At 68.9% G+C, this 19816-nt stretch carries 19 protein-coding genes; 10 read left to right on the top strand and 9 right to left on the bottom strand.

Annotation, left to right across the window (positions count from 1 at the left end):
- Positions 1-11 precede the first annotated feature (11 nt).
- The gene (locus B0I32_RS46880; RefSeq protein WP_106250803.1) at positions 12-695 is read left to right on the top strand and encodes a hypothetical protein; all 684 of its coding nucleotides are present in this window, start codon (positions 12-14) and stop codon (positions 693-695) included.
- 100 nt (positions 696-795) lie between these two features.
- Here the strand turns inward: B0I32_RS46880 and B0I32_RS46875 are convergent, their stop codons facing one another.
- The 4 genes from B0I32_RS46875 to B0I32_RS46860 form a co-directional block, all read right to left on the bottom strand.
- On the bottom strand, positions 796-1914 hold the full coding sequence (locus tag B0I32_RS46875; RefSeq protein ID WP_106250801.1) for a serine hydrolase domain-containing protein: 1119 nt from the start codon (positions 1912-1914) through the stop codon (positions 796-798).
- A gap of 70 nt (positions 1915-1984) precedes the next feature.
- Positions 1985-3034 carry a tartrate dehydrogenase gene (locus B0I32_RS46870; protein WP_106250799.1) on the bottom strand — a complete coding sequence of 350 codons (1050 nt, stop codon included), beginning with the start codon at positions 3032-3034 and terminating at the stop codon, positions 1985-1987.
- A 56-nt stretch (positions 3035-3090) separates the two neighbouring features.
- A complete protein-coding gene (locus tag B0I32_RS46865; protein ID WP_106250798.1) occupies positions 3091-3978 on the bottom strand; it encodes a LysR family transcriptional regulator in 888 nt (295 codons plus the stop codon).
- A 115-nt stretch (positions 3979-4093) separates the two neighbouring features.
- Positions 4094-4816: a Clp protease N-terminal domain-containing protein gene (locus B0I32_RS46860; RefSeq protein WP_106250796.1), complete on the bottom strand. Its 723-nt coding sequence runs from the start codon at positions 4814-4816 to the stop codon at positions 4094-4096.
- Between the two features lie 63 nt (positions 4817-4879).
- Here B0I32_RS46860 and B0I32_RS46855 point away from each other — a divergent pair, with 63 nt between their 5' ends.
- The 4 genes from B0I32_RS46855 to B0I32_RS46840 are packed head-to-tail and all read left to right on the top strand — an operon-like array spanning position 4880 to position 9500.
- The gene (locus tag B0I32_RS46855) at positions 4880-6367 is read left to right on the top strand and encodes a serine hydrolase domain-containing protein (protein WP_106250795.1); all 1488 of its coding nucleotides are present in this window, start codon (positions 4880-4882) and stop codon (positions 6365-6367) included.
- Positions 6357-7556 (top strand): AAA family ATPase, encoded by a 1200-nt coding sequence (locus tag B0I32_RS46850; protein ID WP_245956557.1) that lies wholly within the window; start codon positions 6357-6359, stop codon positions 7554-7556. The genes B0I32_RS46855 and B0I32_RS46850 overlap by 11 nt, the downstream gene beginning before the upstream one ends.
- Positions 7549-8742 (top strand): vWA domain-containing protein, encoded by a 1194-nt coding sequence (locus B0I32_RS46845; RefSeq protein ID WP_106250792.1) that lies wholly within the window; start codon positions 7549-7551, stop codon positions 8740-8742. The genes B0I32_RS46850 and B0I32_RS46845 overlap by 8 nt, the downstream gene beginning before the upstream one ends.
- Positions 8739-9500 carry a hypothetical protein gene (locus tag B0I32_RS46840; protein ID WP_106250790.1) on the top strand — a complete coding sequence of 254 codons (762 nt, stop codon included), beginning with the start codon at positions 8739-8741 and terminating at the stop codon, positions 9498-9500. Before B0I32_RS46845 ends, B0I32_RS46840 begins: the two co-directional genes overlap by 4 nt.
- Before the next feature lie 56 nt (positions 9501-9556).
- On the opposite strand, the gene B0I32_RS46835 is transcribed toward B0I32_RS46840, so the two are convergent.
- Positions 9557-10471: a LysR family transcriptional regulator gene (locus B0I32_RS46835; RefSeq protein WP_106250788.1), complete on the bottom strand. Its 915-nt coding sequence runs from the start codon at positions 10469-10471 to the stop codon at positions 9557-9559.
- A gap of 103 nt (positions 10472-10574) precedes the next feature.
- Here B0I32_RS46835 and B0I32_RS46830 point away from each other — a divergent pair, with 103 nt between their 5' ends.
- The 5 genes from B0I32_RS46830 to B0I32_RS46810 all read left to right on the top strand — a co-directional run bounded on the left by B0I32_RS46830 (position 10575) and on the right by B0I32_RS46810 (position 13417).
- The gene (locus B0I32_RS46830) at positions 10575-11075 is read left to right on the top strand and encodes a cysteine dioxygenase family protein (protein ID WP_106250786.1); all 501 of its coding nucleotides are present in this window, start codon (positions 10575-10577) and stop codon (positions 11073-11075) included.
- 11 nt (positions 11076-11086) lie between these two features.
- Positions 11087-11584, top strand: a complete 498-nt coding sequence (locus B0I32_RS46825) for a pyridoxamine 5'-phosphate oxidase family protein (RefSeq protein ID WP_106250784.1) — start codon at positions 11087-11089, stop codon at positions 11582-11584.
- Positions 11585-11614: 30 nt separating this feature from the next.
- Complete coding sequence (locus B0I32_RS46820) at positions 11615-12082, top strand: VOC family protein (RefSeq protein ID WP_106250782.1); 468 nt, start codon at positions 11615-11617, stop codon at positions 12080-12082.
- Between the two features lie 302 nt (positions 12083-12384).
- A complete protein-coding gene (locus B0I32_RS46815; RefSeq protein WP_181308542.1) occupies positions 12385-12972 on the top strand; it encodes a DUF5994 family protein in 588 nt (195 codons plus the stop codon).
- A gap of 121 nt (positions 12973-13093) precedes the next feature.
- Positions 13094-13417 carry an STAS domain-containing protein gene (locus B0I32_RS46810; RefSeq protein WP_106250779.1) on the top strand — a complete coding sequence of 108 codons (324 nt, stop codon included), beginning with the start codon at positions 13094-13096 and terminating at the stop codon, positions 13415-13417.
- A gap of 75 nt (positions 13418-13492) precedes the next feature.
- Here the strand turns inward: B0I32_RS46810 and B0I32_RS46805 are convergent, their stop codons facing one another.
- The 4 genes from B0I32_RS46805 to B0I32_RS46790 all read right to left on the bottom strand — a co-directional run bounded on the left by B0I32_RS46805 (position 13493) and on the right by B0I32_RS46790 (position 19680).
- The gene (locus B0I32_RS46805; protein ID WP_106250777.1) at positions 13493-15316 is read right to left on the bottom strand and encodes an ABC transporter ATP-binding protein; all 1824 of its coding nucleotides are present in this window, start codon (positions 15314-15316) and stop codon (positions 13493-13495) included.
- Positions 15316-17262 (bottom strand): ABC transporter ATP-binding protein, encoded by a 1947-nt coding sequence (locus B0I32_RS46800; protein ID WP_245956556.1) that lies wholly within the window; start codon positions 17260-17262, stop codon positions 15316-15318. The genes B0I32_RS46805 and B0I32_RS46800 overlap by 1 nt, the downstream gene beginning before the upstream one ends.
- Positions 17263-17587: 325 nt before the next feature.
- On the bottom strand, positions 17588-18445 hold the full coding sequence (locus B0I32_RS46795) for a dioxygenase family protein (protein ID WP_106250775.1): 858 nt from the start codon (positions 18443-18445) through the stop codon (positions 17588-17590).
- Positions 18446-18870: 425 nt separating this feature from the next.
- The gene (locus B0I32_RS46790; protein ID WP_106250774.1) at positions 18871-19680 is read right to left on the bottom strand and encodes a DUF6551 family protein; all 810 of its coding nucleotides are present in this window, start codon (positions 19678-19680) and stop codon (positions 18871-18873) included.
- Positions 19681-19816: the final 136 nt, after the last annotated feature.

Here is a 19816-nt window from a genome sequence, read left to right as displayed (position 1 = left end):
GCGGAGCAGGCATGGACGGACCCATCGAGAGGGCCAGGCTGTCCTACGAGCGTGCTGTCTTCGCCGGCGAGGTCGGCGGGCTGGCAGCGGCGGAGCGGGAACTGGACAAGGTCGAGGCCGATCTCGCCCTGGCCAGGGGACGGATCCTGCACGCGCGGTTCTTCGACGACCGGCGCGAAGAACCGCGTGAGCTGGAGCTGTTCGAGCGGGCCACCCGCCTGTACCGGACGCTGGGCGACGCGGCGGGCGAGGCGGAGTCGGTGTTCTGGGAGGGCTGTTTCCACCAGGTCGTACGGAGCGACCCCGGCCGCGCCGTTCCCCTCCTTGAGCAGGCGTACGAGCTGGCCACGGCGGCGGGCGACCCGTACACCCGGTCGGAAGCCCTCCGGCATTTGGGGATCGCCGACCATGCCGCTGGCCGGCTGGACTCCGCGCGAGAGCGTCTGGAGGCGGCGGCACGGCAACGCCGGGAGATCGGGTTGCCGGCCGGTGCCGCCGCCGACCAGGTGGGGCTGATCTACATCGCCGCCGCGCAGGGCCGGTGGGACGACGCGGTGGCGCTGGCCACTGAGGCGTACGCCACCGCCGAGGCGTGCGGGGCCCACCGCATCATGCGGCAGGTCACGGAGGCACGTGACCACGTCATGGCGCAGAAGGTCGATCATGGCGAGACCCGCGATCAGCGCGCGCCTTGAGCCGCCGCAACTACGCTGCTACCAACTCGCCGCTGGAACGTCGCTGTCGCTGGCTCAAGGCTCCTGGTCACCGGACAGCGGCCTACTGACCGATGACAACTCAGGACTTGGCGCAGAGGGCCGCGTCGAGGGCGGATTCGATGTGGTCGCGGGCCTCCTGGGTTTCCGGGAGGTGGGTGACGGCGATGGCGGCGGCGCGGCCGTCGTCGGTGGCGGCGTTCGTGGTGTAGTAGCCCGGGATGGCGCCCCCGTGCCCCCAAGCCGTGCCCCCGCAGGACAGCTTGACGGCGATGAGGCCGAGGCCGTATCTGCCGCCGGGGCCCAGCTCGGGCGCCTTGACCGTGGTGCGCATCTGCTTGAGCTGCGCGGGCTTGAGCAGCTTGCCGTCGAGCAGGGCGGAGAAGAAGCGGTTGAGGTCGCCGGGGGTGGAGATCATCTGCCCGGCGGTCCAGGCCTGGGACGGCTCGTACGTGGTGACGTCGGTACGCGGCTTGGCCGGGTCGTCGCGGTGGTAGCCCTTGGCGTGCGGCGTGCGCAGGGTCTGGTCGCCGACGTTCGGGAAGTAGGTGTGGGTCAGGCCGATCCGGTCGATGGTCCGCTTGGTGATCTCCTCGATCGCGGGACGGCCGGTGACCTTCTCGATGATGAGGCCGGCGACGATGTAGTTCGTGTTGGTGTAGACCCATTTGGTGCCGGGCGCGAACTGGGCCTTGTTCTTCAGCGCCAGGTCGAGCAGTTCGCGCGGCTGGAAGTAGACGTGCTGGTAGGGCAGGGCGCCCTTGGCCAGGAAGTCGGTGTATTCGGGCAGGCCGCTGGTGTGCTGGAGGAGCTGGCGCACGGTGATGCGGCGGCCGTCGACGCCCTTGCCGCGCAGCAGGCCGGGCAGGTACGTGTCGACCGGCCGGTCCAGCTTGACCTTGCCCTCGCCCACCAGCTGCAGCAGGGTCACGGCGGTGAAGGTCTTGGTGTTGCTGCCGATCCGCACGTACCCGTCGACCGGCACCTCGTCGCCCGCCGTGTAGTCGGTCATCTTGCCGTGGCGGTCCTGGACCGACGCCTGCACGGCGGGGAACTTGTCCTTGCCGACCAGGTCGTCCAGCACGTCCTGGAACGGGGCCGAAGTGGCTTCGGCCTGCGCGGGGGCGATGGCCGGGCCGTAGAGGACGGCGAGGGCCAGGGCGGAGACGCCGGTCCACCGGCGAGTACGTACGGTGATCATGCGGTCAAATCTACGGAAACTCCCGGCAGGTCATCGATCCCGCTGCCGGGAGATCCTTGGGTAGTGCCAGCTATACCAGCAGCGCGAGAACGGCCTGGGTGAACTCGTCCGTGCCGGCCGTCCCGCCCAGGTCGCGGGTGCGTACGTCGCCCTTGGCCAGCACGGTCGCGATGGCGGCCACGATCTGCTCCGCCGCTTCGCCGTGCCCCAGGTGGTCCAGCATCATGGCGGCCGACCAGATGGCCCCGATCGGGTTGGCCACCCCTTGTCCGGCGATGTCGGGAGCCGAGCCGTGCACGGGCTCGAACATCGACGGGTATTCACGCTCCGGGTTGAGGTTGGCCGACGGCGCGATGCCGATGCTGCCCGTCACCGCCGCCGCCAGGTCGCTGAGGATGTCGCCGAACAGGTTGGAGCCCACGATCACGTCGAACCGGCCCGGCTCCAGCACCAGCTTGGCGCAGAGCGCGTCGATGTGCTCCTGGTCCCAGCGCACGCCGGGGTGCTCGGCCGCCCGTTCCTGGACCAGTTCGTCCCAGAACGGCAGCGTGTGCACGATGCCGTTGGACTTGGTGGCGGAGGTCAGGTATCCCCTGCGGCGGCCGGCGAGCCCGAAGGCGTAGTCGAGCACCCGCGTCACCCCGGTCCTGGTGAACACCGCCTCCTGCACGGCCATCTCGTCGGGGAAGCCGCGGTTCATCCGGCCGCCGATCTCGCTGTACTCGCCCTCGGTGTTCTCCCTGACGACCACGAGGTCGATGTCAGTGGCGCGTACGGGGGCCTCGATGCCGTCGAACAGACGTACCGGGCGAAGGTTCACATACTGCCGGAAAGCACGGCGAATCGGGATGAGCAGCCCCCAGAGAGAGACGTGGTCGGGCACGCCGGGGAAGCCGACCGCGCCGAGGAAGACGGCGTCGAAGCCGCGCAACCGCTCCAGGCCGTCGGCCGGCATCATCGAGCCCTCGCGCAGGTAGCGCTCGCACGACCAGTCGAACTCGGTCAGCCGGAGTTCGAACCCGTGCCGCCGGCCGGCGGCCCGCGCCACCTCCAGGGCCGCCGGGGTGACTTCGAGCCCGATGCCGTCTCCGGGGATCACGGCGATGTCATGCGTCGTCATGGGTCCGATTCAAGCGGTGGACGGAGCGTACGTCCAAGATGAGCCCCCGATCCGATCTATAGGCCGCGCCTATAAGCGCGAGCCGTCGCCAGGAACGCGGTGGCGGCCGGGGTGAGCCAGCTCTGCCTGCTGACCATGGCCAGGTGCAGCGAGGCCGGCGGGTCGAGGTCGAAGACGAGCGCGCCCGCCCGCTCCGCCAGCGTCCGCCACGCCTCGGCCAGCACGCCGACGCCCACGCCCTTGAGCACCAGCGGCAGGAACGACTCCCGGTGCTCCGACTCGACCGCGATCGACACCTCCACGCCCGACGCGCGGATCTCCTCCACCAGGCGGCGCAGGCCGGTGCCGTGCTCGCCGACGATCAGACGCTGGCCGGCCAGGCGTTCGCGGGGCAGCGTGGGGGCCGGTTCGAAGGGGCCGTCCGGCGCGGCGACGAGCACGAAGCGCTGCTCCTCGACAGGGTGCAGGCGCACGTCGGAGACCGTGGGCAGCTCCCAGGCCGACAGCAGGCCGAGCTCCGTGACGCCCGTGCGTACCGACTCGATCACCGCCTGCGGCACCGGCGCGTCCCGCACGACGACCCGCACGTCCGGGTGCAGGCGGCGGAAGCGGTCGATCATGCTGCTCAGCGGCTCCACGGCCGGCGACGGCATCGCGGCGATGGCGACGCTGCCGCGCACCATCCCCTCGACGGCGGCCACGCTGGCCCTGGCCACCTCCATGCTGCGGACGACCTGCCTGGCCGGCTCGATCAGCGCCCGTCCCGCGTCGGTGAGCACCACGCGCCTGCCGACGCGGTGGAAGAGCAGGCTGCCCAGGTCCTTCTCCAGCGCCTTGATCGCCTGCGAGAGCGAGGGCTGCGCCATGAACAGCGCCCGCGCGCCCTTGCTGAAACCCCCGTGGTCGACGACGGCGAGGAAGTATTCGAGCTGCCGGACGTCCACACGTTGCTCCGCTCCCATAGGCCCGACCTATCGATGACCTTAGCTCGTCGAACCTCCGCACCGCCTTCCGCATCCCGACCCGACTGCGCGCGGAGACGTCGCCGTGACGATCGGCTCAGGGCTCCCTGGAACGCAGGAACGCCTCCAGAGCCGCACGGACGGCCGCCCGCGTCGGCTCCAGGTCGATGCCGTGATCGCGCAGGAACGTGCTGGACCTGTCACGCAGCAGGCCCAGCAGCATGTGCTCGGTGCCGACGTAGTTGTGCTGCAGCTCGGCCGTCTCGGCCAGCGTGGCCGTCAGGACGCGTCGAGCCTCGGGCCCGATGGGGATCGTCGCCGTCGTCTCCGAGCCGGCGGTCAGGCCGCGGGCGAGTTCGACGCGGAGGGCGGACGGATCCACCCCCTGAGCGGCGATGGCGCGTACGGCCAGCGTCTCGGGATCGTCGAGGATGGCGAGCAGCAGGTGATCCGCGCCGACGGCGGGCTGTTCCAGGCGACGAGCGTGGGCCTCGGCCCGTTCGAGCGTCTGCTTGGCGCGGGCCGTGTAGCGGTCGAACGCCCCCGACTGCGCGAGGTCGGCGACGGTGAGACTGGACCAGCGGCGGCCGTAACGCTGCTGGGCGGCCTGGCGGCTGATGCCGAGGTGGTCGCCGATGTCGGACCACGAGCAGCCTTCGGCCCTGGCCAGCTCGACCAGGTAGCCGAGCAGCCGGTCACCGATGCCCTGCAGATCGGACAGCACCCCTTCGGCCACGGTGAGGCGGCTGAGGGGGTCGGCGGTGGGGTCGCGCTCTTCGACGATCGACAGCAGGGCGGTGAGGTCGGGTAGCTCGGGCACCGTACCATTATGCCGTCAATGCTCGCCTTGACATTGTGCGAGTGTCAAGGCAAGCATTGACGCATGGACATCGATGGCTTGGCCGAGGCGCTGGACGCGTTCGTGCCGGAGATCATGGATCACTGCGGCACGCCGGGGCTCTCGATCGCGGTGGGCGTCGGCACGGAGGTGGCGCTGACCAGGGCGTACGGGCACTCCGACCTGGCCACCGGCCGCCCCATGACCACGGACACGATCGGCCCCACGGGCTCGGACGCCAAGGCGTACACCGGCGTGGCCGCCCTGCAGCTCGTGGAGCGGGGCCTGATCGGGCTGGACGACCCGATCGAGAAGCACCTGCCGATCGTCAACCCGCACGGCCCGCGCCCGATCACGCTGCGCGACCTGCTGACCCACCGCAGCGGGCTGGGCATCAACCTGGGCAATTTCGACCGTGTGCCGCCTCCGCCGCTGGAGGAGCACCTGCGGCGGGTGTTCGCGGCCGGGCGATCGGACGCGTACGGGGGCGCGCTGACGCCGTTCTGGGCTGGGCCGGTGGGGGCCGCGTACCAGTACAGCAACGTCGGGATCGCCGTGGTCGGACGGCTCGTCGAGCTGCTGAACCCTGAGGGCTTCTCTTTCTCGGAGTACGTACGCGAGCACGTGTTCGCGCCACTGGGCATGTCGTCGACCGTCTTCCCCAGGGCGCAACATCCCGACTTCGTCCCGGCCGAGCTGCTCGCACGCCGTTCGACCGGGTACGCGACCCTGCCGGGCCTGCGCCTGCCGCTCCCCCAGCTCTACGCGGGCGACTACCCGGCGGGGTCCGCGCTGAGCACGCCGTCCGACCACGCCAGATTCGTGCTCGCCCTGCTCGGCGGCGGAGGCGGCGTACTGTCGCCCGGCACCGCCCGGCAGATGATCACGGCACAGGCGCCCGGCGGCACCCTCACCGGGCCGAGCCAGGACACCTCGATCGGCTTCGTCTTCAACGTCTTCGACGGCTCGGGCGGCTCGGGCGGCTTCGGGGGCGGGCACCCCTATATCGGGCACGGCGGCGAGTACCCGTGGGGTTGGAGCCACTTCACCCGCGGCTGGACCGAGGACCGGATCGCGCTGGTGATCGCCGCGAACCAGCTGGACCTCGGCGACTTCGGCACCTCCGACCGCCCCAGCCACGCGGCCGCCCGGCTGATCGCCGAGATCGTCACCGCCTGGGTACACGGAGCCGACCCCCGCCGCCGCCACGCCCAGGACGGCCTCAGCTACCTGGCCGGGCTGCTGACCGGCGACCGACTCACCACCCGGCTCGGCATCACCACCCGTCCTACCGCTGAAGAGTTGGCCGGAATCGCGGAAGGCGCGGTCGTGGCCCCCGGCGTTCCGTGGGATGCGCGGGCGTTCCGCGAGGCCGCCGGACAGGTACGGATGACGGATCATCCGCTGCGCGACAACGCCGAGCTCGTCCGCCGCGAACTGCCCGCACACGAGCTGGAGCTGCTCAAACGGCAGTTGGGCGTGCCGGGGCTCGGGGCGTTCTGGCAGGGGGAAGGCGTACGACGTGACGCCTGACGAGCACGGCGAGCCGGCGTCTGAGGGGTGGGACGAGACGACCGGTGACGGGCACAGAGGACCCGCAGCCGAGGAGTGGAGCGGGCCGGCCATTGAGGATCACGGCGGGACGGCGGCTGAGGCGTTGTCGATCGCGGTGTCGGCCGGAGTGCCCGCCTTGCTGTGGGGCAGCCCCGGCACCGGCAAGACGTCCGCCGTCCTGTCCCTGGCCGAGTCCCTGAACTGGCCGATCGAGGTCGTCATCGGCTCGATCAGGGAGCCGAGCGACTTCGCCGGCCTGCCGGTGATCGCCGACGGCACGATGCGGCTGGCACCACCCGCATGGGCCCAACGCCTGGCCACCGCCGGTCACGGCCTCCTCTTCCTAGACGAGCTCACCACCGCTCCTCCAGCCGTACAGGCGGCGATGCTCCGGGTGGTGCTGGAACGGACGGTCGGCGACCTACGCCTGCCCGACAAAGTACGCATCGTGGCAGCCGCGAACCCACCCGAGGAGGCCGCCGACGGCTGGGACCTGGCCGCACCGCTGGCCAACCGCCTCGTCCACCTCGACTGGCCGGTGGACGGCAGGCGGATCGCCCGGGGGCTGGCCATCGGATTCCCCCGCCCGCCGCTGTCCGGGTTCGAACGACCGGCCTCGCCCGAGGAGGTCGCGCGGGCACGGGCGGTCGTGGCGGCGTTCCTGGAGGTACGGCCCACGCTGGCGATCCAGGTCCCCTCGGGCGACGCCGCCGGCAAGGGCTGGCCCAGCCCCCGCTCCTGGGAGGCCGCCGCCCGCCTGCTCGCCGCCTGCCGGTCCGCCGCCGCGTCGTCCGAGGTGCTGGCCGTGCTCGTGGCGGGGGCCGTCGGGGAGGGAGCGGCACTGGAGTTCCTGTCCTGGCTGGAACGCCTCGACCTGCCCGACCCGATGGCGGTGCTCGCCGACCCGGACGCGTTCGAGCTGCCCAGACGCGGCGACCGGGCCTTCGCCGTACTGACGTCGGTGGTGGCGGTCGCGGTGGCCGACGGCAGCGGCGACCTGTGGGACGCCGCCTGGCGCGTGATCGCCAAGGCCGCCAGAACCGCCCCCGACGTCGCCACCCTGGCCGCCCGCGCCCTCGCCCAGCACCGCCCGCCCGGGGCACGACTGCCCATGGCCCTGCTGGAACTGACACCGATCCTGCGCGCAGCCGGACTGCTCCATGAATGAGCCACTGTCCCCCGAGCTGTGGGACAAATGGGCAGCGGCCCGAGTATGGGCCGTGGCACGAGCACCGTACCTGAGCGGAGCACTGCTGGCCCTGGACCCGATCGTGGTGCCCGGCGAGATCAGGCGTTTCCCCGTCGACACGGCCTGGCATGTGTACGTCGGGGCGAAGGAGCTGGAACGACGCAGCGTCCCCGAAGTGGGCTTCTGGCTGATCCACCAGACCGGCCACCTGCTACGGGACCACGCCCGCCGCTACCCGGGCACGAACGAACGCCTGGAACGCCGGAACTGGAACCTGGCAGCCGACGCGGAGATCAACGACGACCTCACCGACCTGCCACTACCACCGGACGCGATCACCCCAGCACGCCTGGAACTGCCAGAAGGCTGGACCGCCGAGCAGTACCACCAGGCTCTATCCGTACGAGTGCAGGAAGGCGACCGCCTCCGCGACGAACAGCCGGTGGACTGCGGGAGCGGCTGTGACGGTCAGCCCAGGCCGTGGCAGACCGACAGACCCGGGCTGTCCGCCACCGGCGCCCGGCTCACCGCGCTCGACACCGCCCGCCGCATCCGCGAACGCCTCGACGCCCGCGACGACATTCCCGCCGGTTGGCTCCGCTGGGCCGACCAGGTGCTCGAACCCACCATCAACTGGCGACGCCACCTGTCCACCACCATCCGCCACGGCCTGGCCCAGGCAGCGGGCCGGGTGGACTACACCTACCGCACCCCGTCACGCAGGGCCGCCGCACTCCCCGGCATCGTGCTGCCGAGCCTGCACCGCCCGGCCCCATCGGTCACCGTGCTGATCGACACTTCAGGCTCGATCACCGAGGGCATGCTCGGACAGGCGTTGGCCGAGGTGACCGGCGTGCTGCGGGCCGTCGGCGTCGGACGGCGCAAGGTGACGGTGATCTCCTGTGACGCGCAGGCGTACCGCCCCCAGACCCTCGCCCGGATCACCGACCTACGACTCGGCGGCGGCGGAGGGACCGACCTCCGAGCCGGATTCGAGGCAGCACAAGCATCGGGACCACCGCCGGACCTGATCATCGCACTCACCGACGGACGCACCCCGTGGCCCGACCGTCCTCCCACCCGAAGCCGGGTCGTCGTCGGTCTGCTCGACAAGGGCGGGCAGGCGCCTGCCTGGGCGCGAACCGTACAGATCGGAGGAGAATGACCCAGCACTTCGACCCGGCGCCCTACCGCGCGGCCGGAATCCCCGACGACGAGGGCCACCGCTGGTGGGACTGGCGACTCACAGCGGGCCAAGCCTCCGCGTGGCGACGGGCCGGAATCACCGACCCCGCACTCGCCACGCAGTGGACCACCGCCCGCATCACCCCAGAACGCATCGCCACCTGCCGCGCCGCCGGACTCGGCCCAGCAGAGGCACTGCTCTGGCACGAGTACGAGTTCGCCCTGGACGAAGCGCTGACGTACCGGGAGAAGGGGTTCACCCCGGACCAGGCGTTCGACGTGAAACACGGCCGCGAGCCACGCCAGACGGACGACCCGACCGCGCCCGGCGACGCGTTCACCAGCCTGATGTCCTTCGGCACCGACGACCCGCGAGACCGCGCCCAGCGCTTCATCCGCCGCGCGGGCAACGCCGGAGCGCTGGTCATGTACAGCTACATCGACGCCGACTGGGTGGACGACGAAGCCATCGCCTGGGCCGGGTACGGCATCGACGCCTCCACCGCACGCATGTGGCAGGAACTCGGCCTCCGACCGGCCGAGGCGCGCCGCTACATCCAGCGCGGCCTCACCCCGATGGCGGTCGCCCGCGAGTGGTGGCAGGCCGGCATCCCGTACGAGGAGACCGCGTCCTGGGCAGGCGCCGGCCTCACCGCCCAGGAAGCCGTCGACCAACGCGCCAAGGGAGTCACCGCCGAACAGGCCGAAACCCTCCGCGCCCTACGCGACGACTGCTGACCTCCGCGCCGTCAACGAGACATCACGTGCCCACCCACACCGCCGCGCGCCACGCGTCAATCCCCGTGCGGCAGTCGGGCCGCAACGGCTGGGGCCGGCTCACCAGGCCGGGTCTGCTCGACGGCGTGATGCAGCGCGCTGATGAAAGCCGTCGTCGCCGGCGGATCCGGCGGTTCGCCATAAGTAGCGAGATAGACCCGCCGCCGGAAGTCAGGCAGCACACTGACCTCGATCCCAGGCGCGTGGTGCGTGCGCAACGTCAGCCCCGGCATGGTCGTCACCCCCATGCCCGCCGCGACCAGCGCCTGCTGAACAATGGTGTCGTCGGTGATGTACGCGATCGACGGAACGAACCCGACCTTGGCGCACGCCTCAAGGAAGTCACGGCGGCAGTTCTCACACCCTGCGATCCAGTCGGCGTCACGATGACCTTCCAGCGTCTGGCCAGATTCGAGGCTGAGCAGATACATCGGGTCGTCGAACAGCAGCGTCGCGCGAACGTCGTCCGGAGCCGCGTCGTCGTATCGGAAGCCGACCGCGACATCGACCTCCCCGGCCCGCAGCAGATCGAGCGCCACCCGCGGATGGGCCTCGACCAGGTGCAGCTCGATGCCGGGATGCTCACGGCGCAGGGTGCCCGCCGCATGCGGCACCAGCGCCGCGAGCGCCGACTGAAACCCGGCCACCCGGACCCGCCCGGTACGCAGACCCACCATGGCGGACAGTTCCGTAGCCGCGGTGTCGACCCGCCCGACGATCTCGGCGGCGCGACGGGCGAGGTGTTCTCCCTCGGGGGTGAGCCGGATGCCCCGGCCGACCCGCTGGACGAGCTTGGCCCCGGTCTCGGCTTCCAGCCTGGCCAGATGACGGCTGACCGCGGGCTGGGAGTAGTTCAGCTGCTTGGCGGCCTTGGTGACCGAACCCTGCGCGGCGATGGCCGCGAGCACCCTCAACCTCGGGATATCCAGCATACATACAGAGTACGCATGAATTAACCCCAATATTGTCATTAGACGTATAAGTCGCCGCTTGGGACCCTTAACAGGACGCACCCCCTCGCAAGAGAAGGCGGCCATGACCCAGACCCTGGCAACCCTCACCGACCTCGTCGCCGCCGTACGCCAGGCGGTCGACGTACGAACCGACTGGACGAAAACCGCGGAACTGGTCGCCGACGAGCTCCGCACCCACCTCCCGGGCCCCGAACTCCTGACCCCCGGCCAGCGCCTCGGCGAGCCCGACCGCGTCGCCGGCCACCTCCTGCACGTCGAGCCCGACGGCGCGTTCTCCATCCTCAGCCTGGTCTGGCGCCCCGGACAGACCACCCGCATCCACGACCACATCACCTGGTGCGTCGTGGGCGTGCTGTCGGGCGTCGAGCACGAGGAACTGTTCGACGAAGCCCTCAATCCCATCGGCGCGCGAGACACCCCGCCCGGCGAGGTCAGCGGCTTCGCGCCGCCCGGCGACATCCACCGCATCCGCAACATCGGCGACGAGATCGCCATCAGCCTGCACATCTACGGCACCGACATCTCGCGCGTGGGCTCCAGCGCCCGCCGCTACTACAACTGAAAGGTCAGCTCATGGACCAGCACGCCATCGACGAGGTACTGAACCGCCCGCTCAGCCAGGAGCTGCTCGCCCGCGACCTGGCCAGGCTGGCGTTCGTCGCGCTGGACGGCACCCCCAGGGCGATCCCGATCGGCATCGTCTGGAACGGCACGGAGATCGTCATGTGCACCGCGACCAACGCCCGCAAACTGCCGGCACTGCGCCGCAACCCCGCGGTCGCGCTGACGATCGACACGGAGTCACATCCGCCGAGGGTCCTGCTCCTCCGCGGCAACGCGGAGCTGGACGTCGTCGAGGGCATCCCGGAGGAGTACCTCCAGTGGAACGGCACGTACGAGATGACGCCGGAGCAGCGGACCGAGTGGGAGGTGGGCGTGAAGGCGCTCTACGACGGCATGGTCCGGATCGTGGTGAAGCCGACCTGGGCCAAGCTGATCGACTTCGAGACCACGCTCCCCACCGCCATCGCGGAACTCATGCAACGACAGCAGGAACGCCAGAACACCTGAACCCGACCCCACCACCCCGGAAGGACCATCATGGAGAACACTGACCCCCGCACTGGGCGCGGGACGGTCCAGCGGTTGGACAACGTCGCCATGGTCGTCAACGACCTCCCGGCCGCCAAAGCGTTCTTCGCCGAGCTCGGGCTGGAGCTGGAAGGCGAGGCGACACTCGAGGACAGCGCGGTGGATCGCATCGTAGGACTCAAGGGGGTTCGAACGGACGTCGCGATGATGCGCACCCCGGATGGTCACGGCCGGCTCGAACTGACCAAGTACCACACGCCGTCCAGCCCGGCCGGCGACCCGCACGCGCCGCCGAACACGCTGGGCACCCAGCGCGTCATGTTCGCCGTCGAGGACATGGACGACATCCTCGACCGCCTGCGGCCGCACGGAGCCGAACTCGTCGGTGAGCTGGTGCCCTTCGCGAACAGCCACCGCCTCTGCTACCTCCGCGGCCCGGCGGGCATCATCGTCGCACTCGCCGAACAGACCGGATGATCCCCTCCCACGAGTCGCTTCGCACCACCCCGGGCGGGGCGTCGACCAGCGCGCCAGAGGCGTCACCGCCGAACAGGCGAAACCCTCCGTGCCCTGCGTGACGACACCTGACCCAGCGGGCGGGCCTGACCGCGGATGTGCGGCTCGCCCTTGCGGACCGGCAGGCGCACGTCCACCAGTCGAAGGACGTCATGAGGTATACTGGTGGTACCGAGGCTTTTTCGAACGTTGGCATTCAGGTCCGCGTCGCCCCCGGCGAACCACCACCGGCTCCTTCGGGGGCCTGGACAGGTCAGGCGACCATGACGCCGACGATTCTTTCTCAAGCCGCACCACTCAGCTCCGCCTCGTCCGCGATTCCTCGGGTCGATTCCGCGCTACGGCTCAGTCTCCGCCCGGCGCCGAACCGGCTGACCGTGGTGGACGGGGCCTGGTGGCCCTTCTCCTCTGACGCCGCCGCCGAACTGCCCGGCCTCATCGCCGCCGTGGACCGGCTGCTGGACCGGGTCACGCTCCGCGTCGGCCTGCATGGCGACGTGTGGCAGAACATCCCGCGCCGCATCCCGGCGCGCGGGCGTCAGGTTCGTGTCGGCTGGTTCCGCCACTCCGACCCGCGGGTGATCACTCTCAGCTTCGGCACCGGCGAGCCGGTCGTTCTGCTGATCGTCCCTTCGGGCACCGCCGCCGGCGCCGCCGAGGCCACGCTCAAGCTCACCACCCAGGACATAGCCGGCTTGAGCATCGACGCCATCCTCACCCTCGCGCAGCTGCCCGCCGACCGCGCTCCACGTGCGGCGGCCGACAACTCGGCCCGCTGGGAGAACGAGGGCGGGTCGGTCACCGGGCGGGCGACGCAGCCATCCGTGGAACGGCCGACGACGTCGCCATGACCCCGGTGCCGCCTGCCGGCCGGATCGAGCGGCTCTGATACCCGCCCGTAATGGCGGCGGGCCGATCTTCGGCCGGCAGGCATCTCATCGTTTTCCGGCTTCTCCCGTGAGGAGAACTTCCATGACTGTCATCGACACCGCCTCGCTCGCCGGGGTGAGCGCCTCGGCGCCGACCCTCGTGCATCTGTCTGGGGACATCGACATCTTCACCACAGCCCGGCTGCGCCAGCGGCTGATCGACGCCCTCGGTGACAGCACCGGCCTGCTCGTCCTGGATCTGTCCCAGGTCACCTTCTGCGGGGCCGGCGGGCTGGGCGTGCTGGTCGGCGTGCAAAGCCGTGCGAGGGCCCAAGGCATCACGCTGGCCCTGACCGGCGTTCCCCCGCGCGTCACCCGGCTGCTGCTCATCACCGGGCTGGACCGCCACTTCCCGAGCACGGGATGACCGGCCTGCCGACCCGCATTCCCCCTGATCCGAACCCTGCCCCGAACCCTGATCCGAGCCCTGACCCGCCGCCCCTCAACCCGAACTGACCGGAACAAAGCCGGTCCCCGCACGGTAGTTGGGCGACTGGTGCCGGAAGTAGGTGTTGTAGACCTGGCAGTAGCGACCACCTCGGGCCAGCAACGTGGCGTGATCCCCCTCCTCCACGATCTGCCCGTGATCGAGCACGATGATCCGATCGACATGCTCGATCGTGGACAATCGATGCGCGATCACAATCGAGGTCCGCCCGGCCAGCACCACGTCCAGCCCCTCCTGGATCTGCGCCTCGGTCAGCGGATCGACGCTGGCCGTAGCCTCGTCCAGCACCACGATCGCCGGATCCTGGATGAGCAGCCGGGCGAGCGCGACGAGCTGCCGCTGCCCCATTGAGAGGGCGCGCCCGTGCTCGCCGACGTCGGTGGTCAGACCGTTGGGCAGCGCCTCGATCCAGTCACCACCGCCGACCGCCGACGCGGCGGCCAGCACCTCGTCATCGGTGGCCTCCGGCCGCGGATAGCGGATGTTGTCCGCGACCGTGCCGCTGAACAGGAACGGAGCCTGCGGCACCGCGCCGATCTGCCGCCGGTAGGAGGCCAGGTCGAGGGTACGGATGTCACGCCCGTCGATCAGCAGGCGGCCTTCCTGGAACTCGTAGAAGCGGGTGATCAGCTTGCTCAGCGTCGACTTGCCCGCCCCGGTATGCCCGACGAGCGCGACACTCTCACCCGCCTCGATCCGCAGATCGAAGTCACGCAGAACAGAATGCGCGGCATCGTATCCGAACGTGACCCCCTCGAACTCGATCCGCCCGGCCAACTCCCCGGCCGGCTGCGAGTCGCTCTGCACCACCCGAGGCGGAGCGTCGATCAGCGCGAAGACCCGTTCCGCGGCTGACAGGCCCTGCTGGAACTGCGACCAGAACGCGGCGATGGACGTCAGCGGCATCCAGAAGAGCGCGATCCCTTGCAGGAACAGGTACCAGTCACCCGCCGACAGCCCACGGGTCAGCACCGCCGAGCCACCGAGATACACGAGGGCGACCGTGGCCAGCCCGGCCACGAAGAAGAGCACGGGGAAGATGCCGGAGAAGACGAAGCCCTGCCGCAAGGTCACCTGGTAGCTCTGCTGGTTGATCGGCCGGAACTCGTCGTAGACCTGCTGCTCCTGGCGGAAGTTCTTGGCCACGGCGATGCCGCCCATGGTCTCCTGCAGATTGGCGTTGACCCGGCTCAACGACCGCTGCGCACGCCGGGTGCTGGCCCTGGCCAGGCGCCGGAACAGCAGCGCCAGACCCACCACGATCGGCACCACGAGCAGCGTGAGCAGAGCCAGCTCGACACTGCGCACGAACAGCAGCACCGTCACGAACAACACCATCAGCACCTGACTGATCAAATCCATGGTCAGAGAGGAGACGGTGGCGAAGTCGTCGGTGTCGGAGGTCACCCGGCTGACGATCCGCCCGGACGGCGTCTCGTCGTAGAACGACATGTCACGTTCAAGCACGGCATCGAACGCATCCTCGCGCAGCTGCAGCACCACGTCGCCGGTGACCCTGGAGCTGAACCACTGGCGGACGAAGTTGAACACCCATCCGAGCCCGCCGGCGAGCAGCACCCCCACCACGAACATCCACCCGACCTGGCCGATCGTGCCATCGGCGACGGCGTCCACGACGTAGCTGACCAGCAGCGGCATCGCCGCGTTGCTCAGCGAGGCGGCCACGATCATGCCGGCGACCAGGAACATCGCCCCGGCCTTGGGCCGGAAGTAGGTGACGATCCGGCGCAGCAGGTCGCGGTCGTTGTAGGTACGGTCGTAGTCCTCGGCGTCGAGGCCGTCCATGATGAAGCCCATCAGCGAGCACCTCCCTGCTCACTCGCCAGAATCGTGGCGCCGTCGTCAGGCGATACGCCGTTCTGCGACCCGGCACCCGCTTCCCGCCCCGCGCCGACCTCGCCCGGCCGCCCGACGCCGACCTCCGCCCCTACCTGACCCGGTCGGCCGACGCCGGCCTCCGCCTCCACACCGGCCTCGTCGTAGTGGGAGAAGATCCGCCGATAGAGACGACTTCGTTCGATCAGCTCATCATGCGTGCCACAGTCGACCAGCTCCCCCCGCCGCAACAACAGCACCTTGTCCGCCCACCGGATCTGGGAGAGCCGATGGGTGATCAGCAAGGTGGTACGCCCGTCGAGGATGCGCCCGATGGCCTGCTGGATCTTGTCCTCGGTCGCGGAGTCGATGGCACTGGTGGAGTCGTCCAGCACGAGGATCGCCGGATCGGTCAGCAACGCCCGCGCGATGGCCAGCCGCTGCCGCTGCCCGCCGGACAACGTGACGCCGCGCTCACCGATCACCGTGTCGTAGCCGTCGTCGAGCTCGCTCACGAACTCGGCGGCCTGGGCATCCTCCGCGGCCCTGATCACGGCCTCGCGGTCGGCCCGCTGGCCGAGGCTGAAGGCGATGTTCTCGGCGACCGAGCGGGAGAAGAGCACGATGTCCTGCTCGATCGTGGAGATCTGGGAACGCAGCGAGTCGAGGTCCCAGTCGCGTACGTCGACGCCGTCGACCAGGATGCGCCCCGAGGTGACGTCGTAGATGCGTGGCACCAGCTTCGTCAGCGTGCTCTTGCCCGACCCCGTCTCCCCCACGATCGCCACGGTCTCGCCCGGTTTGACGGTGAACGACAGCCCGCGCACCGCCGGCTCGCCGCCGTCGTCGTAGCCGAACGTGACGTCGTCGAAGACGATCTCGCCGGTGATCGGCGCGGCGTGACCGTCGTCGCGCTGCTGCAGCTCGGTGTCGGAGGTGACGATGTCGAGGATCCGGCGCGCGGAGGCGATGCCGATCTGGACCAGGGAGAAGGTGAAGATGGACATCTGGGTCGGGAAGCCCAGCATGACCACCAGCCCCATGAACGCCACCAGGTCACCGACCGAGATCGCGCCGGTGCTCTGCAGGTAGAGACCGTGCCACAGCGCGCCGGCGACCGTGCCCGCGAACAGCAACGTCGGCAGATAACGTGCCTGCACCAGCCCGTTGCGGACGAACGAATCACGGTAGAGACGCGCGTACGAGCGGAACCGCCTGCGCTCCTGCCCCTCCTGCGCCATCACCTTGATCACCTCGATGCCGCGCACGGCCTGGCTAAGCCCGGCGTTGAGATCGCCGAACTGCTCACGCATGCCGGTCGCCACCGGGTTGAGCTGGCGCATGTAGTGCCACAGCGCGGCGACGAAGAAGACCGCGAAGACGCCGGGCACCAGCAGCAGCCTCGGGTCGATCGCGGCGATGAAGAACAGCGGCACGATCCCGGTCAGCCCCGAGTCCACGATGAGGTCGATGCCCGGCGTGACCATGATCGACAGTTGCCTGATGTCGTTGGCGGCGCGCGCCATCAGGTCGCCGACGCGCTGCCGGTTGTGGAAGGTCTGGCTCTTGCCGAGCAGGCTCACGTAGAGCTCGTCGCGCGCGTCCCGTTCGAGCCGCTTGGCCAGCACCTCGCTCGACAGCCGCGCGACGACGTCGGTCAGCCCGCGCGCCACGATGACGACCACCAGGATCAGCGCAATGAACCCCAGCACGGAGCCCGCGTCGCCGCGGCCGCCGAGCACCGCGTCGAAGGCCGCGCCGGTGAGCGGCGGCACCGCGGCGTTGAGCACGATCATGACGAGCGAGCCACCGAGGAAGCCCAGCAGATAGACCGGATGACTGCGCAGATGGGACCAGAGCCAGCGCACCGGGCCACGCCGGTCGTAGCGTTGGCCGGAGACGGAGAACTCCGAGCTGTTGCCGGTCACGACCGTGGCCTCCCCGATCAGGCAGTGAGTGGGCTTCGAAACTGTTTTCTATCACCGGGGTCCGACAGTTTCCCACCGCATTTCCGCACGACCGGACCGCCCCCCGCCGGAACGGCCGAGCCCTCAGACCGACCCGAATGCACATCAGGCCGACCTGAAACGCACCCTCAAACCGCCCTCAACAGACCGATCCCACCGCCCCGACCCCCAGCCGGCCCACGTCACTTCCACCCCACACCAACGATTACCGTACGTCACCGACCAGTCCCTGCACGTACCCGCGGATCACTTACCGCGACCCGCCACCCCTCAAACCCGACCGACGTCAGGCGCCCTCCTTCCACCCCACCGGCACCAAATTCACATCGAACTCGATCTCCTCGTACGGAACCTCCATCCCCCACCCCTCCGTACGCGCCCGCGGACGACGAACAAGCTCCTCCTTCACCGCGTAAGCCGCATCGGACCCCAGATAGGGATCCCCCGCCAGAAACACATGCGTGACCAACGGCCGATGCCCTTCGGCGGCAACCCGATAGTGCAGGTGGGCAGGCCGCATCGGATGCCGCCCGATGCCCCGCAGCAGCACACCCCCCGTCCCATCAGTAGGAACGGGATAACTACTCGGCCGAATCGTCCGGAACCAGTACCGCCCATCGTCATCGGCCGTGAACACCCCACGCAGATTGCCGAGCTCCTGAGCGTCATCCTGACTGTCGTACAGGCCGGCATCACTGGCCTGCCACACCTCCACGCTCGCCCCGGCGAGCGGCGTACCGTCACAGTCGAACACCCGCCCGTGCACCACGGTGGGCACCCCACGCTCCCGCTCGGGCCCATCACTGACCCAATCGCCCAGCTCCCGCACAGGAGCAGGCGAGTGGAACGGCCCCTCCACAGACGACGGCGTCATGTTCGCCGGCCCGACGTGATTGACGTCGTCCACAGCACTGGTCAGCCCGAGCATGTCGGACACCAGGATGAACTCGTTGCGATCGGGCGTGCACATCCTCCCCGTCTCAACGAGGAACGAAATCCCCGCCAGCCACTCCTCCGGCGTCGGCCGCACCTCCTCGACGAAGGCGTGCAGATGACTGACGAGCGCGGAGACCAACTCGTTGACCCGAGGATCGGGCCCATCGATCTGATCCAGCACCTGACGCAGCAGCGGGTTCGCATCCATACCTGGAGTCTCCCGCCGTCCGCTCCCCAAAGGAAGCCGGACATGGGCGCCACCGCCTCCATGTCTAGGCAACCATGCGCGCCGAACTTTGAGCATGGGCGGACCTGGTGACCGGACAGCAAGCTTCAGAGTGCTGTAATCGCCTCTCTCAAGGCCGAGCGGAAGGAATCCTGGCGGTACCCATGCAGGGAAACCGATTTGCTCAACTAACGCAGGAAGTTAACATCACACGCTGCATCGTCGACTGGAAGAATAGTAGAAGATGCGACGACGCGAGATATCTTTATAACGGCTACAAACAACAGGCCTTGAATGACTCCGAGGCGTCAGCCATACAGAAAAGCGCATCCTCAAGCCCGAGAAGATCTCTCCCCGGGGCTCAACAGTTTTCCATGGATCCATTATGTGCCGGCAAATGGCCCTAACTAGCCGACCCGGTTGGCGGCAGTTCGTCCCTTATTCCAGCTCTCAACCACCATCTGATAGCACTGGCTCTCGCGTGATCCAGTGCCGCTGTTGTTGTAGCCACCATTAGAAGCCCTAGTCAAAGCTTCAGAGCGCCAGCGGGCTGCCATCCCTCTCTTGAGCATCCTCTTAGCGAGTTCATCGTCATCGATGCCATCCCCATGACGGCTCAGGAAGATCGCCAAGCCTCCGAGGATCACGCCGTCCCATGACTCCTTATCCCGACCCCAGGCGGCTTCGACCACTTTCAGAGTGCGATCCAATACCTCTGGCCCATGTTGCTTCGTAATCCGCAACACAGCAGATACCGCACCTACGCTGTTCGTCGAACTTGAGCCTAGGTTAAGGCTATGACTCTTCAGAACCCGATCGACGTTCACACAGAGCTCGTCTCCTGCCGTCAGACCGACTCTGTATTCGTCCAGCGTGCTGACCTTCGCTGATTCGCGGTTCTTGATGAGAAAGAGAGTTGCCTCTTGCTGCTGAGTCAGACCATAGTGAATCTCCGCCTGTATCGTACGGAGCCCCCTCAGCCTGCAAGCTTCCGTACGATGCATGCCATCGACAACGTATCGTGTCCCATCAGAGCGCTCAGACACCACAATCGAACCAAGGGCATCTACGATCAAACCGTCGGCGATGCTTTTCGCCCGTGCAAGGTTAAGCCCGCGCTGTGCTTCCCCATCGACCCGCAGCGAGTCGAGCTCGACCTGAACGCCGTAGTCTACGCGGTGGTCTGGCAAGATGTACTGAAAACGAGACTTGGCCACTGAAGTGGAGCCCTCCAACCTGTAAGTCTTTCGACGATCTAGAGCTTGCTGGAACTTGAGCTAGAAGTATCCCCAGGGGAGCTTAGAGGTGGCGGAACGCTTTTCAGGAACTGAGTGGCTACCTTCTCACTCGTCG

Origin of the sequence: Nonomuraea fuscirosea (assembly GCF_003001935.1) — a bacterium.
Taxonomy (GTDB): Bacteria; Actinomycetota; Actinomycetes; order Streptosporangiales; family Streptosporangiaceae; genus Nonomuraea; species Nonomuraea fuscirosea.
Note: the sequence above shows the minus strand (reverse complement) of the source record. Positions and strands in the feature narration are given on the sequence as shown.

What these genes read in the sequence shown, in the direction of transcription:
- B0I32_RS46795 (WP_106250775.1), bottom strand. Translation starts at nt 18,445, where the DNA reads ATGGATGCGAACCCGCTGCTGCGTCAGGTGCTGGATCAGATCGATGGG.
- B0I32_RS46835 (WP_106250788.1), bottom strand. Translation starts at nt 10,471, where the DNA reads ATGCTGGATATCCCGAGGTTGAGGGTGCTCGCGGCCATCGCCGCGCAG.
- B0I32_RS46825 (WP_106250784.1), top strand. Translation starts at nt 11,087, where the DNA reads ATGGACCAGCACGCCATCGACGAGGTACTGAACCGCCCGCTCAGCCAG.
- B0I32_RS46880 (WP_106250803.1), top strand. Translation starts at nt 12, where the DNA reads ATGGACGGACCCATCGAGAGGGCCAGGCTGTCCTACGAGCGTGCTGTC.
- B0I32_RS46845 (WP_106250792.1), top strand. Translation starts at nt 7,549, where the DNA reads ATGAATGAGCCACTGTCCCCCGAGCTGTGGGACAAATGGGCAGCGGCC.
- B0I32_RS46810 (WP_106250779.1), top strand. Translation starts at nt 13,094, where the DNA reads ATGACTGTCATCGACACCGCCTCGCTCGCCGGGGTGAGCGCCTCGGCG.
- B0I32_RS46855 (WP_106250795.1), top strand. Translation starts at nt 4,880, where the DNA reads ATGGACATCGATGGCTTGGCCGAGGCGCTGGACGCGTTCGTGCCGGAG.
- B0I32_RS46830 (WP_106250786.1), top strand. Translation starts at nt 10,575, where the DNA reads ATGACCCAGACCCTGGCAACCCTCACCGACCTCGTCGCCGCCGTACGC.
- B0I32_RS46840 (WP_106250790.1), top strand. Translation starts at nt 8,739, where the DNA reads ATGACCCAGCACTTCGACCCGGCGCCCTACCGCGCGGCCGGAATCCCC.
- B0I32_RS46805 (WP_106250777.1), bottom strand. Translation starts at nt 15,316, where the DNA reads ATGGGCTTCATCATGGACGGCCTCGACGCCGAGGACTACGACCGTACC.
- B0I32_RS46870 (WP_106250799.1), bottom strand. Translation starts at nt 3,034, where the DNA reads ATGACGACGCATGACATCGCCGTGATCCCCGGAGACGGCATCGGGCTC.
- B0I32_RS46820 (WP_106250782.1), top strand. Translation starts at nt 11,615, where the DNA reads ATGGAGAACACTGACCCCCGCACTGGGCGCGGGACGGTCCAGCGGTTG.
- B0I32_RS46815 (WP_181308542.1), top strand. Translation starts at nt 12,385, where the DNA reads ATGACGCCGACGATTCTTTCTCAAGCCGCACCACTCAGCTCCGCCTCG.
- B0I32_RS46875 (WP_106250801.1), bottom strand. Translation starts at nt 1,914, where the DNA reads ATGATCACCGTACGTACTCGCCGGTGGACCGGCGTCTCCGCCCTGGCC.